General features: G+C 68.7%; 9 protein-coding genes. 8 read left to right on the forward strand and 1 reads right to left on the reverse strand.

Annotation, left to right across the window (positions count from 1 at the left end; all coding sequences use genetic code 11):
• The first annotated feature begins 238 nt into the window (after positions 1-238).
• Positions 239-3505 carry a GH92 family glycosyl hydrolase gene (locus OIB37_RS28290; protein WP_330460435.1) on the forward strand — a complete coding sequence of 1089 codons (3267 nt, stop codon included), beginning with the start codon at positions 239-241 and terminating at the stop codon, positions 3503-3505.
• A 107-nt stretch (positions 3506-3612) separates the two neighbouring features.
• Here OIB37_RS28290 and OIB37_RS28295 read toward each other — a convergent pair whose 3' ends face one another.
• Entirely contained in the window at positions 3613-7416 is a 3804-nt protein-coding gene (locus OIB37_RS28295; protein WP_330460436.1) for a GH92 family glycosyl hydrolase, read from the reverse strand.
• A gap of 348 nt (positions 7417-7764) precedes the next feature.
• Here OIB37_RS28295 and ngcE point away from each other — a divergent pair, with 348 nt between their 5' ends.
• The 7 genes from ngcE to OIB37_RS28330 all read left to right on the forward strand — a co-directional run bounded on the left by ngcE (position 7765) and on the right by OIB37_RS28330 (position 16544).
• Positions 7765-9210, forward strand: a complete 1446-nt coding sequence (ngcE, locus tag OIB37_RS28300) for an N-acetylglucosamine/diacetylchitobiose ABC transporter substrate-binding protein (RefSeq protein ID WP_330460437.1) — start codon at positions 7765-7767, stop codon at positions 9208-9210.
• A 28-nt stretch (positions 9211-9238) separates the two neighbouring features.
• The gene (locus tag OIB37_RS28305) at positions 9239-10165 is read left to right on the forward strand and encodes a carbohydrate ABC transporter permease (protein WP_330461993.1); all 927 of its coding nucleotides are present in this window, start codon (positions 9239-9241) and stop codon (positions 10163-10165) included.
• A gap of 5 nt (positions 10166-10170) precedes the next feature.
• The gene (locus tag OIB37_RS28310; protein WP_330460438.1) at positions 10171-11094 is read left to right on the forward strand and encodes a carbohydrate ABC transporter permease; all 924 of its coding nucleotides are present in this window, start codon (positions 10171-10173) and stop codon (positions 11092-11094) included.
• 717 nt (positions 11095-11811) lie between these two features.
• Complete coding sequence (locus OIB37_RS28315; protein ID WP_330460439.1) at positions 11812-13023, forward strand: ROK family transcriptional regulator; 1212 nt, start codon at positions 11812-11814, stop codon at positions 13021-13023.
• A gap of 133 nt (positions 13024-13156) precedes the next feature.
• Positions 13157-14260 (forward strand): sugar ABC transporter substrate-binding protein, encoded by a 1104-nt coding sequence (locus OIB37_RS28320; RefSeq protein ID WP_330461994.1) that lies wholly within the window; start codon positions 13157-13159, stop codon positions 14258-14260.
• 185 nt (positions 14261-14445) lie between these two features.
• Positions 14446-15237 (forward strand): ATP-binding cassette domain-containing protein, encoded by a 792-nt coding sequence (locus tag OIB37_RS28325; protein WP_330460440.1) that lies wholly within the window; start codon positions 14446-14448, stop codon positions 15235-15237.
• The gene (locus OIB37_RS28330) at positions 15234-16544 is read left to right on the forward strand and encodes a sugar ABC transporter permease (protein ID WP_330460441.1); all 1311 of its coding nucleotides are present in this window, start codon (positions 15234-15236) and stop codon (positions 16542-16544) included. Before OIB37_RS28325 ends, OIB37_RS28330 begins: the two co-directional genes overlap by 4 nt.
• The last annotated feature ends 196 nt before the right edge of the window (positions 16545-16740 follow it).

Consider the following 16740-nt stretch of genomic DNA (forward strand, 5'->3'; position numbering starts at 1 on the left):
GGGTGGAGCACGACAACGTTGTCTGATGGTTTTCACATGACTTTACCGCCTCAATCGACAACGATGTCAACCCACTTGAGGTAGCCCGACGGGGTGAAACAGGGTGAACCCGGGGGAACTGTGCCGATGCCTGCGCGGGCGTACGCGGTCTTCCGTGGTACGGGTGGCGCACGTTACTGTCCCTGCGGCTTGTGCGACCGGTGGTGCGCGACCCGTCCGTAAGGAGAAGGGCCGCGCCATGCGTTTTCGCCCCCTGTCCCTGCTGCTGGCCGCCGTGCTCGCGGCCGGTGGCGCCACCCCCGCCCTCGCGGCGAGCGCCGCTCCCCCCGACCTGGTCAAGGACCCGACGTCGTACGTCGATCCGCTGATCGGCACCAGCAACGGCGGCGACACCTTCCCCGGTGCCGTCGTGCCGTTCGGCATGCTCTCCTGGAGCCCGGAGAACACCAGAGGTGACGCGACCAGAACCGCCGCGCCCGGCGGCTACCAGTACGACGCCACCCGGATCCGCGGTTTCAGCCTGACCCACATGTCCGGCACCGGCTGCGCGGGCGGCAGCGGTGACATCCCCGTCTTCCCGTACGCGGGCGAGGTCACCTCCTCACCGGCGAGCGACACCAAGGACGCCGTCTACGCCTCGGACTTCAAGCACGCCGACGAGAGCGCCGAGCCAGGCCACTACAAGGTGGGCCTCGCCTCCGGTGTGACCGCGGACCTGACCGCGACCAGTCGCACGGGCTCGGCCCGCTTCACCTACCCGGCCGACAAGCCCGCCTCGCTGCTCGTCCGCACCGCCAACTCCGAGGTGGGGTCGCAGGACTCGACGGTGTCCATCGACCCGGGCACCCGTACGGTCTCGGGCTCGGTCACCTCGGGGAACTTCTGCGGCTACCTCGACCCGGAGGGCCAACGCTCCTACTACACCCTGTACTTCACCGCCCGTTTCGACCGCGCCTTCACAGCGTCCGGCACCTGGCAGGACGAAAAGCTGAACCCGGGCTCCACGAACGCCTCCGGTGGTACCGGCGGCTTCTCGCACGGCGGCCGGCCCGTCGCGGGCAAGGGAGCCGGCGGGTACGTCCGGTTCGCGCCCGGCACCGGAGCGGTGAACGTCAAGGTCGGTATCTCCTACGTCAGTCAGCGGGCCGCCGAGGCCAACCTCAGGGCCGAGAACCCGCCCGGCCGCTCCTTCGGCGCCGTCCGGGAAGCGGCCCACCGCGCCTGGCGCGACCGGCTCGCCGCCATCCGGGTCGGCGGCGGCACCGACGGCGACCGCACCACCTTCTACACCGCGCTCTACCACTCCCTGCTGCACCCCAACGTCATCAGCGACGCCGACGGCCGCTACCGGGGCAGCGACGGCACGGTCCACCGGGTGGGGCACGGTCACCGCGCCCAGTACGGCACCTTCTCCGGCTGGGACGTCTACCGCGACCAGGTGCAGCTGCTGACCCTCCTCGACCCGCGAACCGGCTCGGACATCGCGCAGTCGCTGTACGAACTCGCCCGGCAGAACGGCGGGACCTGGGACCGCTGGCTGCACGGCGCGAGCGGCACCCACGTGATGAACGGCGACCCCTCGCCCACCGCGCTGGCCGGCATCCGCGCCTTCGGCGGCACCGGATTCGACCTCGAGGGCGCCCTGGACTCCCTGGTCGAGGCGGCGACCGTCCCGACCCCGGCGGACCTGTCCGCGTCCGGGAAGCCGGTGCTGTCGGTCGGTCAGAGACCCTCGCTCGACAGGTACCTCAAGCTGCACTACATGCCCAGCGTCTCCAACGCCTGGGGCGGTGCCGCCGAGACCCTGGAGATGTCCACCGCCGACTTCTCCCTCTCCCAACTCGCCCGCGCGGCAGGGCGGAAGGACACCGCCGCCGACTTCGCCCGCCGCGCCCAGTGGTGGCAGAACAACTTCAACATCGCGGCAGATCCGAGCGGCGGCTACAGCGCCAACCGCAAGGCGGACGGCAGTTGGGTCACCGGATTCACCCCGGACACCGGCAACGGCTTCGTGGAGGGAAGCGCCGCCCAGTACACCTGGATGGTCCAGCACAACCCAGCCGGGCTCTTCGCCGCGATGGGCGGCACGGACAAGGCCCTCGCGCGGCTCGACTCCTTCTTCCACACCGCCGACGGCGCCTGGGCCTTCACCGGCAACGGCGGCACCAAGTCCGAACTCGACAACGAGCCCTCGCTCAACGTCCCCTACCTGTACGACTACGCGGGTGCCCCGTACAAGGCGCAGGAGACGGTCCGCGCGGCCATGCGGCAGCTGTGGTCGACCAGGCCGGACGGCATCCCCGGCAACGACGACCTCGGCGCGATGTCTGCCTGGTACGTCTTCTCCGCCATGGGCATGTACCCCCAGGTCCCCTCCCGTGCTGAACTCGTGCTGGCTTCACCGCTGTTCGAGCGTGTCGAGATCAAGCGCCCGCACGGCAACGACATCTCCATCCGGGCCGCGGGAGCGGCTGCCGACGCGCCTTACGTGCACTCCCTGAAGGTCAACGGCCGCTCCAGCGACCGGCCTTGGCTGCCCGCCTCGTTCGTGCGGGACGGCGGCCGCCTGGACTACACCCTCGCCGCCACCCCGGACCGCACCTGGGGCGCCGGCTCCCCGCCGCCGTCCTTCCGGGAGGGCGAGCAGCCGTACCAGATCGGTGTCGGCCCCACCGCCGCCACCCTGGCACCCGGCGAGAGCGCGAAGATCGGCATCCGCGCGCTTGCGCTGAGCGGCGGCACCGGACCCGAGGTGCGCTTCAAGGTCCAGACCCCGCCCGGGGTCACGGCCACGCCCGCCGAGGGCACGGTCACCGACGGCGACCGGCAGATCACCCTCGCCGCGGCCGAGGACGCCACCCAGGGATTCGCCACGGCGGACGTCACGGTGACCTCGGGCGACACCTCCTACGAACAGCCCGTCTCACTGACCGTGGCCGCCCCGGGTACCCTGCTCGCCGCCTACAACAGCACCGGGATCTCGGACGACCAGGGCGACCACGACGAGGCCGACTACGACGGCGGCGGCTGGAGTTACTCCCGCCAGGCCCTCGCCGACGCGGGCCTCACCCCCGGCAGGCAGGCCACGACCGGCGGCCTCACCTTCAACTGGCCCGACTCGCCCGCCGGGCGTGCGGACAACGCCTCGGCCACCGGCCAGACCGTCGAACTCGGCACACCGGCAGCCAAGTTGTCGTTCATCGGCAGCGCGGTCAACGGCAACCAGCAGACCAAGGCCACCGTCACCTACACCGACGGCACGACCGGCACCGTCGACCTCTCCTTCACCGACTGGACCGTCGGAGGAGGCGGCGGGACCGTCCAGTACGGCAACGAGGTCGTCGCCAAGGCGGCCTACCGCAATGTCGCGGGCGCCGACAAGGACCCGGTGGCGACCTACGTCTTCGCGACCGCGCCGTTCGCCGCGCCGGACGGCAAGAAGGTGAAGAGCGTCCGCCTCCCGCAGAACGCGGACCTGCACGTGTTCACGATCGCCACGAGCTGAGCCACCGCACGCCGATCGCACCCCGACCGTATGACGGCGGACCGACGGCGGCATGAAGAAGGGGCGGACCCACATGGGCCCGCCCCTTCCCCGTGCCCCTGGGGGCGTCAGGCCAGCAGTTCCACCTCCGCCAGCGTCGACTCGCCGTCCAGCACCAGCCGGTACTTCGCGTACGAGCCCGGCGTGGCGATGGTGAACGCGCGGGTCTGCCGGTCCCACGCGAACGACTCACCGCCGCGGTGGTCCAGCGTCTTCCACGTGGTGCCGTCCGCCGAGCCCTGGAGGGTCCAGCCGGCCGGTGCCCTGGCGTGGTCCGCCGAGGAGGTCAGCGTGTACTGGACGGGCTTCACGGCGCCGGTGACCGGAAGGTCCACCGCGGTGACCGTGGCCTCCGTCGCCGAGGTGTTGTCGAACAGGGCGCCGTCGCCCTTGAGGACGTCCGCGCGCGGTGCCGGCACCTTGTCGTCCTGGGTGACGGAGACCGGGGCGGCATGCTTGCCCGTGCCCCACGCCGACGGCTTGGAGCCCATGGAGAACTCCAGCACCCCGCCCTTGGACAGCAGCGAGTGGGGGAGCGAAGTCGAGCTCCAGGAGCGGCCGTTGACCTTCACACTCTGCACGTACACGTTCTTCGTGCTGTTGCGCGGCGCCTTGATCACCAGGTCGTGGCCGTTCTCCAGGTGCACGGTCGCCTTCTTGAACAGCGGCGAGCCGATGGAGTATTCGCCGCTGCCCATGACCAGCGGGTAGAAGCCGAGCGAGGAGAAGAGGTACCAGGCCGACTGCTCGCCGTTGTCCTCGTCGCCGTGGTAGCCCTGCCCGATCTCGCTGCCGGTGTAGAGGCGGGAGAGCGCCTCACGGACGGTCGACTGCGCCTTCCAGGGCTCGCCTGCCGCGTCGTACATGTAGATCACGTGGTGCGCCACCTGGTTGGAGTGGCCGTACATGCCCAACCGGACGTCCCGCGCCTCGGTCATCTCGTGGATGACACCGCCGTAGGAGCCGACGTGGTCCGGGGAGGCGGTCTCCGGCGTGGCGAAGTACTCGTCGAGCTTGTCCGCGAGGCCGGCGCGGCCGCCGTAGAGGTTGGCCAGGCCCCGGCTGTCCTGCGGGGCGGTGAAGGCGTAGCCCCAGCCGTTGGTCTCCGTGTAGTCGTAACCCCACACGCGCGGGTCGTACTTGGCGGAGTCCACGCGCCAGTTCCCCTTGGCGTCACGGCCCTGGAAGAAGCCCGCCTTGGTGTCGAAGAGGTTCACGTAGTCCCGGGCCCGGTTGAGGAAGTACCGGGACTCCTCCTTGTACCGCTCGACGCCGGTCATCTTGTAGAGGGCCTCGCCCATCTTCGCGATGCCGTAGTCGTTGACGTAGCCCTCCATCGCCCACGACAGGCCCTCGCCGGTGGCGGTGCTGGTGTAGCCGAGGAAGGGCGAGGTGCTCATGCCCTTGCGGCCCACACCCGACGACGGGGGCACCACGGTCGCGTTCTTCAGGGCCGCGTCGTACGCCGCCTTCGCGTCGAACTTCACGCCCTTGACGTACGCGTCGGCGAACGCCACGTCGGAGGAGGTGCCGGTCATCAGGTCGGCGTAGCCGGGGGAGGACCAGCGGGAGGTCCAGCCGCCGTCCTTGTACTGCTGGACGAACCCGTCCACCATCTCGCCGGCCTGCGAGGGCGTCAGGAAGGAGTACGCCGGCCAGGTGGTCCGGTAGGTGTCCCAGAAGCCGTTGTTGACGTACACCTTGCCGTCGACGATCTTCGCGCCGGTGTGGGTCGGGGTGTCCGGGCCCGGCATGGCGGAGAAGGGCGACGCGTACCGGTCCTTGCCGTCGACCTTCTCGAAGCCGGAGTTCGGGTAGAGGTACAGCCGGTACATGCTGGAGTACAGCGAGGTCAGCTGGTCCTGGGTGGCGCCCTCCACCTCGACCTTGCCGAACAGCTTGTCCCAGGTGTGCTGGGCGCGCGCCCGGACGGTGTCGAAGGAGGTGCCGTCCGGGACCTCCTGCGCCAGGTTGGCCTTCGCCTGGTCGATGCCGATCAGCGAGGTGGCCAGGCGCAGGGTGACGGTGTGGTCGGCGCCCGCGGCGAAGCGCAGGTAGCCCTTCACCCCGCTCGACGAGCCGTCCGTCACCGGCTTGTCGAACACGCCGTACACGAACAGCCGGGTCGCGCCCGTCGACAGCCCCGACTTCACGTCGGAGTAGCCGCTGACGATCCCGTGCTCCTTGTCCAGGGTCAGGCCGGCCTGTTCGGTGACGTTGTCGAACAACACGCTCGCGTCCGCACCCGGGTAGGTGAAACGCATCACCGCCGCGTGGTCGGTGGGCGTCATCTCCGCCTTCAGACCGTTCTCGAACCGCACCCCGTAGTAGTACGGCCGCGCGGTCTCGTTCTCGTGCCGGAAGGCCAGCTGCCGCGCCTCGCGGCCGGTCGCCGGGGTGCCCCCCGCCGCCGACGGCATCAGCTGGAAGGTCTGCCGGTCACCCATCCAGGGGCTGGGTTCGTGGCTCGCGCTGAACGCCTGGATCGTGGGCAGGTTGTCGTCGTTGTTCGCACGTGCGTACTCGTAGAGCCAGCTGAGCGAAGACGCGTTGGTCACCGGCGTCCAGAAGTTGAAGCCGTGCGGAAGCGCGGTGGCGGGGAAGTTGTTGCCGCGCGAGAAGCTTCCGCTGGAGTTGGTGCCGCGGGTGGTCAGCGCGTAGTCGGACAGGTGGGCCCTGGGCTTCTCCGGGGCCACCGTCCCGAGCGCCACGTCGTCGATCCAGCCGCGGAACTTCGCCGGGCCGTCCGGGGAGTCGTACGCCAGCAGGATCCGGTCGACGGTCTTGCCGGCCGCCACCGAGCCGATCGACGAGGCCACGTTGTTCCACTGGTTGACGTACAGCACCTTCGCCGCGCCCTGGCCGCGCGGGGTCAGCGCGAAGCCGTGGCTGTCCGTCGCGCCCAGGTCGCTCAGATAGGTGCCGTCCGTGAAGGCGAGGTCGACGGAGACGTTCGTGGCGTCGTAGTCACGGTCGCCGTCGGCCATCGAGGGGAAGAGCCGGTACGACAGGCGCGTGTCGCGGCCGACCTTCACGTTCACGTCGAAGACCTTGTTGTACGAGTACGCCCGCCCGGCCGCCGTGTGCCGGCCGGCGTAACGCAGCGCCCGCTTGCCGGTGAACCCGGCGCCCGCCTTGGCCGTCGGCGAGCCGCTCGGGCCCTTGTCGACCAGCGACAGCATGTCCTGCGGCACCGGCCCGTTCCCGCCGCCGGTGGAGAACTGCACGTCGGCGATCTGCAGGACGTCCGAGGCGCCGTTGTTCTTCGTCACGTCCAGCCGGAAGTGCTGGTACTCGGCCGGCTCGGCGAGGTCGTACGACCTGGTCTGGAACCGCTCCGGGAAGGACTCGCCCGAGCGGGTGTCGAGCGTCTTCCAGTCCTTGCCGTCCGTCGACCCCTGGAGCGTCCAGTCCTTCGGGTCGCGCTCGTCGAAGTCGTTGGCCGAGGTGAGCGCGTAGGTCACCAGCCTGACCGGTTTGTCGAGGTCGAACTCGACCCAGCCGGCCGGCTGGAAGGTCAGCCACTTGGTGCCGGGCTCGCCGTCGACGAGGTTCTCCTTCACCTCGCCCGCGCCCGTGTTCTCGCCGTTCGCCCGGACCTCGGTCACATGGTCGGTGACGTTGCCCGGGATGCCGGTGCTGTAGCCGCCGTCCACGCCCGAGGCGCGCCTGGTGCCGTCCGGTCCCGTGTCGACGCTGTTCAGCCAGTCGGGTGCCGGATCACCCGTCTCGAACGAGGATGCGAACTCCCCGCCTGCGGCCGGTGCCTTGGCCGGCAGGGCGACCGCGGCACCCTGTGCCCCGGCGGCCATGACAAAAGCGGCCGTGATGACGACCGCCGGAGCCCATCTGTGCCGAGTTCTCCGCTGCATCTGCGGATTCCCCTCCTGCCCCCTCTGGACAACGTTGTCAACTTCGATGCGCAGGAACCAGTAGGTGGCCAAGTGGCCGATGATGTCAAGGGTGTTGGGTGTGGCATTCAGGGGCCTATGTCGGAAGATTTTTCCGGGGGTGCGAATCGGCCGCAGATATTTCCGTGAGGTCTCAACTCGGAAAAGACCCATGGCCAACCTTGCATTCGATCTTGCCCGGCCGGGCTCAAGTGGACTATACCTGTCGGCGTTTCCTGCATGACCCAGCACGACCCAGCACGACCCGACCGCGGTGCCGGGGAGGATCCGGTTCACCGCCTGAGTCCTGGAGAAGGCGAGGACTTGAGCATGGGATCCACTGAGCAGCACGGTGGCGACGGTGTCGGCCGACGCGATCTGATCAAGCGGTCCGCCGCGCTCGGCCTGGTGGCGGCGCCCGGCATGGGCCTGCTGTCCGCCTGCGCGAGCAGCGGCGGTGACGGACAGGACAAGGCCAAGGCGGGCAAGAAGACCGCGAAGAACCCGCTCGCGGTCAACGAGACCGCCAAGATGGAGTTCGTCCTCTTCGACGGCGGCTTCGGCAAGGAGTACGCCGAGGACGCGGTGAAGGTCTACGAGAAGGACTTCCCCAAGTCCTCGGTGAAGTTCTCGGCCACCCAGAAGATCCAGTCCACCCTCCAGCCCCGCTTCAACCAGGGCACCCCGCCGGACCTCATCGACAACTCCGGCGCCGAGCAGATGGACATGGGCGTCCTCGTCGGCAAGAAGCAGTTGGCGGACCTCACCCCGCTGCTGGACGCGCCGTCGTACGACGACCCGGCCAAGAAGGTCCGCGACACGCTGCGCCCCGGCATCGTGGAGATGGGCCAGTTCGACGGCGACCCGGTCTGGATCCTGTACTACGCCTACACCGTCTACGGCGTCTGGTACTCGCAGAAGGCGCTGGACTCGCTGGACGCCCAGTACCCCGAGACCTGGGACGAGATGCTCGCGGTCTGCGCGAAGGCCAAGAAGAAGGGCATCGCGGGCTGGACGTACGCGGGCAAGTACCCGTACTACGTCCCCTTCTCGCTGTACCCGATGATCGGCAAGGTCGGCGGCCGCGAGGTGCTGGACGCCATCGACAACCTGGAGCCGAACGCCTGGAAGCACCCGGCCGTCAAGGCGTGTTTCGAGGCCTACTACGAGCTGTACAAGAAGGGCTACATCCTCAAGGGGACCCCGGGCCTGGACCACATCCAGTCGCAGACGGCCTGGGCCAAGGGCAAGGCGCTGTTCATCCCGAACGGCTCCTGGGTGGAGAACGAGTCGGCGAACGTCATCCCGGCCGACTTCGACCTCGCCGTCTCCGCGCCCACCGGCATCGACAGCTCGGACAAGATGCCGTTCGGCACCATCTGGGCCTCCGGCGGTGAGCCGTTCATCGTCCCGGCCAAGGCGGCGAACACCGAGGGCGGCATGGAGCAGCTGCGCATCATGCTCTCCGAGGCGTCCTCGAAGAACTTCACCGCGAAGGTGAAGTCGCTGACGGCGTACAACGGCGGCACCACCGGCATCACCCTCACCCCGGGTCTGAAGTCGGGTGTGGCGGCGCTGGACAAGGCCGGGTCCAACGTGGTGAACCCGCGGATCCAGGACTGGTACGTGCAGCTGCAGAAGGAGAAGATCGGCGTGGCCGGTCTCGGCGAGATGATGGCCGGCCGCCTCACCCCGGCCGAGGCCATCAAGAAGATCCAGGGCTTCGCCGACGAGGCGGCCAAGGACTCCTCGATCAAGCACTACAAGCACCAGTAACCAGCACCCTTACAGCACCGGAGTGGCGATGCAGCACGGCAAGTACCGGTTCATTGTGGGGTTCCTGGCAGTGCCCCTGGGACTGTACGCCCTCTTCGTGGTGTGGCCGTTCATCCAGTCCATCTACTACTCGTTCACGGACTGGACCGGCCTGAGCCCCGAATTCAAGATGGTCGGCTTCGACAACTACGAGAGGATGTTGCACGACGACATCTTCTGGAAGTCGTTGCAGCACAGCCTGCTCTTCGCTCTGGTGCTGCCACTGGTGACACTGAGTCTGGCGCTGTTCTTCGCCTTCATGATCAATGTGGGCGGGCGGCGCAGAAGGGGCGGCCCCGTGATCTCGGGGGTCCGGGGCTCCTCCTTCTACAAAATCGTCTATTTCTTCCCACAGGTACTGTCGATCGCGATCGTCTCGCTGCTTTTCGCCTTCGCGTACAACCCCGACAGCGGTGCGATCAACTCACTGCTGCGCGGCATCGGTCTCGACAGCGTCCAGCCGCTCTGGCTGGGCGACCCGAGCCTCGCGCTGTGGTGCGTGATGGCGGTGCTCGTCTGGTCCACGGTCGGCTTCTTCGTGGTCCTGTTCTCGGCGGGCATGGCCTCGATCCCGGCCGAGCTGTACGAGGCGGCCCTGCTCGACGGCGCGAGCCGGGTCACCACCTTCTTCCGTGTCACCCTGCCGCTGCTCTGGGACACCGTGCAGTCCGGCTGGGTGTACATGGGCATCCTGGCGCTCGGCGCCGAGTCGTTCGCGGTCGTCCAGATCATGACGACGGGTCCGGGCGGGCCCGACTACTCGACCACGGTGATGGTCCTGTACGTGTACCAGAAGGCGTTCCGGGACGGTCAGGCCGCCTACGCCACCACCATCGGCGTCGCCCTGCTCGTCGTCACGCTCGCTTTCGCGGCGATCGTGATGCGGCTGGGCCGTCGCGAGCGCCTGGAGTTCTGACAGCCATGAAGACGACCGAACCCCCCGCCCCGCGGCCGGCCGAGTCCGGCCCGGCCATCGCCAAGATCGACGTGGCGCCGGTGAAGCCCGGCTCCGGGAAGAAGGACGGCTTCGTCCTCAACGTCTTCTCGCACGGCATGCTGATCGTGTGGGCGATCATGGTGGTCATGCCGCTGCTGTGGGCGGTGATGACGTCCTTCAAGGACGACAGCTCCATCTTCGGCTCGCCCTGGTCCCTGCCGGACAAGCTGCACTTCGACAACTGGTCGCGGGCCTGGACCCAGGCCAACATGAGCGACTACTTCCTCAACACCATCCTGGTGGTGGGCGGTTCGCTGATCGGCACGCTGGTGCTGGGCTCGATGGCGGCCTACGTCCTGGCCCGCTTCGACTTCCCCGGCAACCGCTTCATCTACTACCTGTTCGTCGGCGGCATGAGCTTCCCGATCATGCTGGCGCTGGTCCCGCTGTTCTACGTCGTGAACAACATGGGCCTGCTGAACACGATCCACGGCCTGATCCTGGTCTACATCGCGTACTCGCTGCCGTTCACCGTCTTCTTCCTGACGGCCTTCTTCCGCACGCTGCCCACATCGGTGGCGGAAGCGGCCTTCGTCGACGGCGCCTCGCACACCCGTACGTTCTTCCAGATCATGCTGCCCATGGCCAAGCCCGGCCTGATCAGCGTCGGCATCTTCAACTTCCTGGGCCAGTGGAACCAGTACATGCTCCCCACGGTCCTCAACACCGACCCCGACAAGAAGGTCCTCACCCAGGGCCTGGTCCAGCTCGCCGTCAGCCAGGGGTACAAGGGCGACTGGTCCGGCCTCTTCGCCGGCCTGGTCATGGCGATGCTGCCGGTCCTCGCGGCGTACGTCGTCTTCCAGCGCCAGGTGGTGGCGGGGCTGACGGCGGGGGCGCTGAAGTAGCGGAAACGGCTGCGGCGGCCGGCCTCGGCCGCCGCAGCCGTCGTACGGTCCCCGGTCGCGGCCCCTGACGGTGAGGGGCCGCGACCGGGGCGTTCGGTGCCTGGAGGCCTGGAGGCCTGGAGACGTGGGGTGCCGGGTGCCGGGTGCCGCGGTGCCGGGGGTCCGAGGCAGGGCGTCGTATCGGGTGCAGTCGCCGACCGCGCCGTTGCCCGCCGCCCCACCCGAGCCCCGTCGCGCCGCGGCCTCGGTCCCGGCTCCGGACCCCCCCCGCGACGCCCCGCCCAGGTCTCCTGGGCCGCGTCCGGAGGCGTGTCCCGTCGCGTCTGCCGTCCCGGCTCCCGGGCCCCCCTTCGCACTCGTGATTCGCACCTGGGTGATCTCCGGCCTGGTCACAACCCGGTCACGGACCGGGCCCGGATTCCGCGCCTGAACGATCACCCCGAGGCCGCGCCCGTGCTCTTCCGCACCCCGGAACCCCCGCTCCCACGGCCCCTGTAGGGGGGTTTCCGCCCAGCTCGGGGGTGGGCTGGGCGGGTCCGGGAGGGGGCTGCGGCGGGGTCGGGGACGTGACAGCGATTTCCGTCAAGGACTTGACTGCGGTAACCCGTTCAGCACAGCTTGGAGTTCATAACTTGTAAGTGGCCCGGTTCCGCGGATGTGACCTGGGCCACGGGCGGCGATGGGGCCGCCCGGCCGATGGCGGGAGTGGATGGGTCGATGGAGACTCCGGGGTCGCAGTCGTCGCTGCACCGAGCCAACCTGGAACGAGTCGTGCGGGCCGTGCGGCTGGCCGGGTCGCTCACGCAGGCGGAGATCGCACGGACGACCGGCCTGTCCGCCGCGACCGTCTCGAACATCGTGCGGGAGCTGAAGGACGGCGGGACCGTCGAGGTCACGCCCACGTCGGCCGGTGGCCGGCGGGCCCGCAGCGTCTCCCTGAGCGGGGACGCCGGGATCGTGATCGGCATCGACTTCGGGCACGCCCACCTGCGCGTCGCGATCGGGAACCTCGCGCACCAGGTGCTGGCCGAGGAGTCCGAGCCACTGGACGTCGACGCCTCCGCCGCACAGGGCTTCGACCGGGCCGAGGAGCTGGTCGCCCGCCTGATCGCGGCCACCGGGGTGGACCGGACCAAGGTGGCCGGGGTCGGGCTCGGTGTGCCGGGCCCGATCGACGTGGAATCGGGCACGCTGGGGTCCACCGCGATCCTGCCCGGCTGGAGCGGCGCCAAGCCCGCCGAGGAGCTGTACGACCGGCTCGGCGTCCCCGTGCACGTGGACAACGACGCCAATCTCGGGGCCCTCGGCGAGCTGGTCTGGGGCAGCGGCAGGGGGGTGCGCGACCTCGCCTACATCAAGGTCGCCAGCGGCGTCGGCGCCGGCCTGGTGATCAACGGGATGATCTATCGCGGCCCGGGCGGCACCGCCGGGGAGATCGGGCACATCACGCTCGACGAGGCAGGGCCGGTCTGCCGCTGCGGCAACCGCGGCTGCCTGGAGACCTTCACGGCCGCCCGGTACGTGCTCCCGCTGCTCCAGCCCAGTCACGGCAAGGACCTGACCATGGAGGGCGTCGTACGGCTGGCCAGGGACGGCGACCCGGGCTGTCGTCGGGTGATCGCCGACGTCGGCCGTCACATCGGCAGCGGTGTGGCCAATCTCTGCAATCTGCTGAACCCCAGCCGGGTGGTCCTGGGCGGTGACCTCGCCGAAGCCGGTGAGCTGGTGCTGGGGCCCATCAGGGAGTCCGTGAGCCGCTACGCGATCCCCAGTGCCGCGCGCCAACTCTCCGTGCTTCCAGGGGCACTTGGCGGGCGCGCCGAGGTGCTCGGGGCGCTCGCCCTCGCACTGAGTGAGATGGGTGATTCGACCCTTTTGGACGGCTCCGCCGCCGCGGCCCTTCCGGCGGCCACGCCTGCCTTCACTTAGATAACGGATGGCACCGTTGCCATCTCGTTAAGTATTTACTTCTTGACGTCGTACTCGCGGCCGAGTTGACTTCCAGCCACCTCGGCCGCAACGACGCGGCCTCGTCAGGGAGGTTTCTAGAGTGAACACGCGTATGCGTCGTGCCGCCGTTGCCGTTGCCGCTGGTGCGATGGCCGTCTCGCTGGCCGCCTGTGGCAGTGCCAAGGAGTCCAAGGACAGCAGCAGCTCCTCCTCGTCGTCCGCCAAGAAGGGTGACGACATCAAGATCGGTCTCCTTCTCCCGGAGAACAAGACCGCGCGCTACGAGAAGTTCGACCGCCCGCTGATCGAGAAGAAGATCAAGGAGCTGACGAACGGCAAGGCGCAGGTCGAGTACAACAACGCCCGCCAGGACGCGAACCTGCAGGCTCAGCAGGTCGACACGATGATCACCAACAAGGTGGACGTCCTCATCGTGGACGCGGTGGACGCCAAGGCGATCCAGAACTCCGTGCAGAAGGCCAAGGACGCCGGCATCAAGGTCGTCGCCTACGACCGCCTCGCCGAGGGCCCGATCAGCGCCTACACCTCGTTCGACAACACGCAGGTCGGCAAGACGCAGGGTGAGGCCCTGCTGAAGGCGCTGGGCGACAAGGCCAAGAAGTCCACCAAGATCGTCATGGTCAACGGCTCGGTCACCGACCCGAACGCCAAGCAGTTCAAGGACGGCGCGCACTCCGTCCTGGACGGCAAGGTGACCATCGCCAAGGAGTACGACACCAAGGAGTGGTCGCCGGACAACGCCAACTCCGAGATGGAGGCGGCGATCTCCTCGGTCGGCAAGGGCAAGATCGCGGGCGTCTACTCCGCCAACGACGGCATGGCCGGCGGTATCATCACCGCCCTCAAGTCCGCGGGCGTCAAGGTCCCGGTCACCGGGCAGGACGCCGAGCTGGCCGGTGTGCAGCGCATCGTCTCCGGTGAGCAGAACATGAGCGTGTACAAGTCCTACCCGCAGGAGGCCGACGTCGCGGCCGAGCTGGCGGTCGCTCTGGCCAAGGGCACCAGCCTGGACACCATCGCCAAGGACAAGGTCTCCTCGGGCAGCGCCACGGACGTTCCGTCGATCATCGTGCCGGTCGTCTCGCTGACGAAGGACAACATCAAGGACACCGTCATCAAGGACGGCATCTACACCGTCGCCGACATCTGCACGAGCGACTACAAGGCCGCCTGCGCGAAGCTCGGCCTCAGCTAAGCAGCCCCAAGTCACCTCCCCGGTACGGGCGTCCACTCCCGGATGCCCCCGTGGGACGGGACCGGCTGTCCAAGGCTCCTCCGGCGCCCCGCGCATAAACAGCCCCGCAAGCTCGGCGCGGGGCGCCGGACGGAACTCCCCACATTCTTCTGCACAACCTCCCGCCGGGTCAGGCGGCGAAGGAGATGGTTCACGTGTCCGCTACGCCCGTGCTGGCGTTGCGCGGGGTCTCCAAGCGATTCGGTGCCGTCCAGGCGCTCACCGACGTAGAGCTTGAGGTCCACGCCGGTGAGGTGGTCGCCCTGGTGGGCGACAACGGCGCCGGAAAGTCCACGCTGGTCAAGACGATCGCCGGCGTGCACCCCATCGATGAGGGCGTCATCGAATGGGACGGCAAGGCCGTCTCGATCAGCCGGCCGCACGACTCCCAGGCCCTGGGGATCGCGACGGTCTACCAGGACCTCGCGCTGTGCGACAACATCGACGTCGTCGGCAACCTGTTCCTCGGCCGTGAGCTGAGGAAGTGGGGTGTCCTGGACGAGGTCGAGATGGAGCGCCGCGCCCGCGAGCTGCTCACCACGCTCTCGATCCGTATCCCCAGCGTGCGTATCCCGATCGCCTCGCTGTCCGGCGGTCAGCGCCAGACCGTGGCCATCGCCCGGTCCATGCTCGGCGAGCCCAAGCTGGTGATCCTGGACGAGCCCACCGCCGCCCTCGGCGTCGAGCAGACCGCCCAGGTCCTCGACCTCGTCGAGCGACTGCGCGAGCGCGGCCACGCCGTCATCCTCATCAGCCACAACATGGCGGACGTGAAGGCGGTGGCCGACAAGGTCGCCGTTCTGCGCCTCGGCCGCAACAACGGCGTCTTCGAGGTCAAGACGACCTCGCAGGAGGAGATCATCTCCGCCATCACGGGCGCCTCCGACAACGCTGTGACCCGCCGTGCGGCGCGCACGAACGGGGAGGTTTCCCAGTGACCATCGACAAGACCTCAGCGAACCTCGAAGAGACCCCCGAGGGTCCCGAGGAGTCCGTGGTGAACCCGGAGGCCCCGGCGGCCGCCGTCCCCGCGGTCGACCCGCGCCTGCTCGTGCGCGAGCAGGGCCTGCTGGGCTACTGGAACGACTTCAAGCGCAAGATGAAGGCCGGCGAGCTGGGATCCCTCCCGGTCGTCGTGGGCCTTGCGCTCATCTGCGTGATCTTCCAGTGCCTGAACTCCGAGTTCCTCTCCGCGCAGAACATCAGTGACATCACCGTCACGATGGTCGGTACGGGCATGATCTCGGTCGGCATCGTCTTCGTGCTGCTGCTCGGCGAGATCGACCTGTCGGTCGGCTCGGTCAGCGGCGCGGCCAGTGCCCTCGCCGCCGTGATGGCGGTCAACCAGGGTATGCCCGAGTGGCTGGCCGTCCTCGTCGCCATCGCCATCGGCGCGGCCATCGGTGCGCTGCACGGCTTCTTCTTCGCGGTGCTCGGCGCTCCCGCCTTCGCCGTGACGCTGGCCGGCCTGCTGTTCTGGCTCGGCTTCATGCTGAAGGTGCTGGGTGACGACGGCACGATCAACCTGAGCTACGACGGTCTGATCAGCAACCTGACCACGTACTTCTTCTCGGACGTGGCCGCCGCGTACGGCCTCGCCGGCGTCGTGGTCGTGCTGTTCTTCGTCTCCTCCTTCCTCGGCAACCGGCGCCGCGAGGCCGCGGGCGTCCCGTCCCGGCCGCTCAGCGACACGATCCTGCGCACCGTGCTGCTCGCCGTGGTCTCCTTCGCCGCGGCCTACATGTACAACCAGTACAAGGGCCTGCCGCTGGCCACGGTGATCTTCCTCGTGTTCCTGGTCGCCACCGACTTCGTGCTCCGCCGTACCGCCTACGGTCGCAAGATCTTCGCGCTCGGTGGCAGCGTGGAGGCCTCCCGCCGTGCGGGCATCAACGTCACGGCGGTGCGCATCTCGGTGTTCGCGATCTCCGGTGGCTTCGCCGCCATCGGCGGTCTGTTCCTGGCCTCGAAGATCGCCTCCGCCAACCAGAGCGCCGGCGCCGGCGACCTGCTGATGAACGCGATCGCCGCGGCCGTCATCGGTGGCACCTCGCTCTTCGGTGGCCGCGGCCGCACCTGGAACGCCCTGCTGGGTGTGCTGGTGATCGTGTCCATCCAGTACGGTCTCCAGCTGGAGTCCATCGCGGAGCCGGTGAAGTACATGATCACCGCCGCGGTGCTGCTGACCACGGTGGTCATCGACTCCATCACCCGTAAGACGCAGAAGACCGCGGGTCGCGCGTAACGGATCCGCCACGAAGATGCGGGGGGCGAGTGCGCGGGAACCGGTCCGTCGTGGCTGGTCGCGCGGCTCCCCGCACCCCTGGCAGGTCGAAGTGCCCGGTGCCTACAAGGTGCCGGGCACCTTCGTGTGCCGGACCCGGGCACCGGCGATCAAGCCGGAATAATAGACTCATCAACCCCGGCAAAAGCTCGATCAG

Source organism: Streptomyces sp. NBC_00820, assembly GCF_036347055.1.
Classification (GTDB): Bacteria; Actinomycetota; Actinomycetes; order Streptomycetales; family Streptomycetaceae; genus Streptomyces.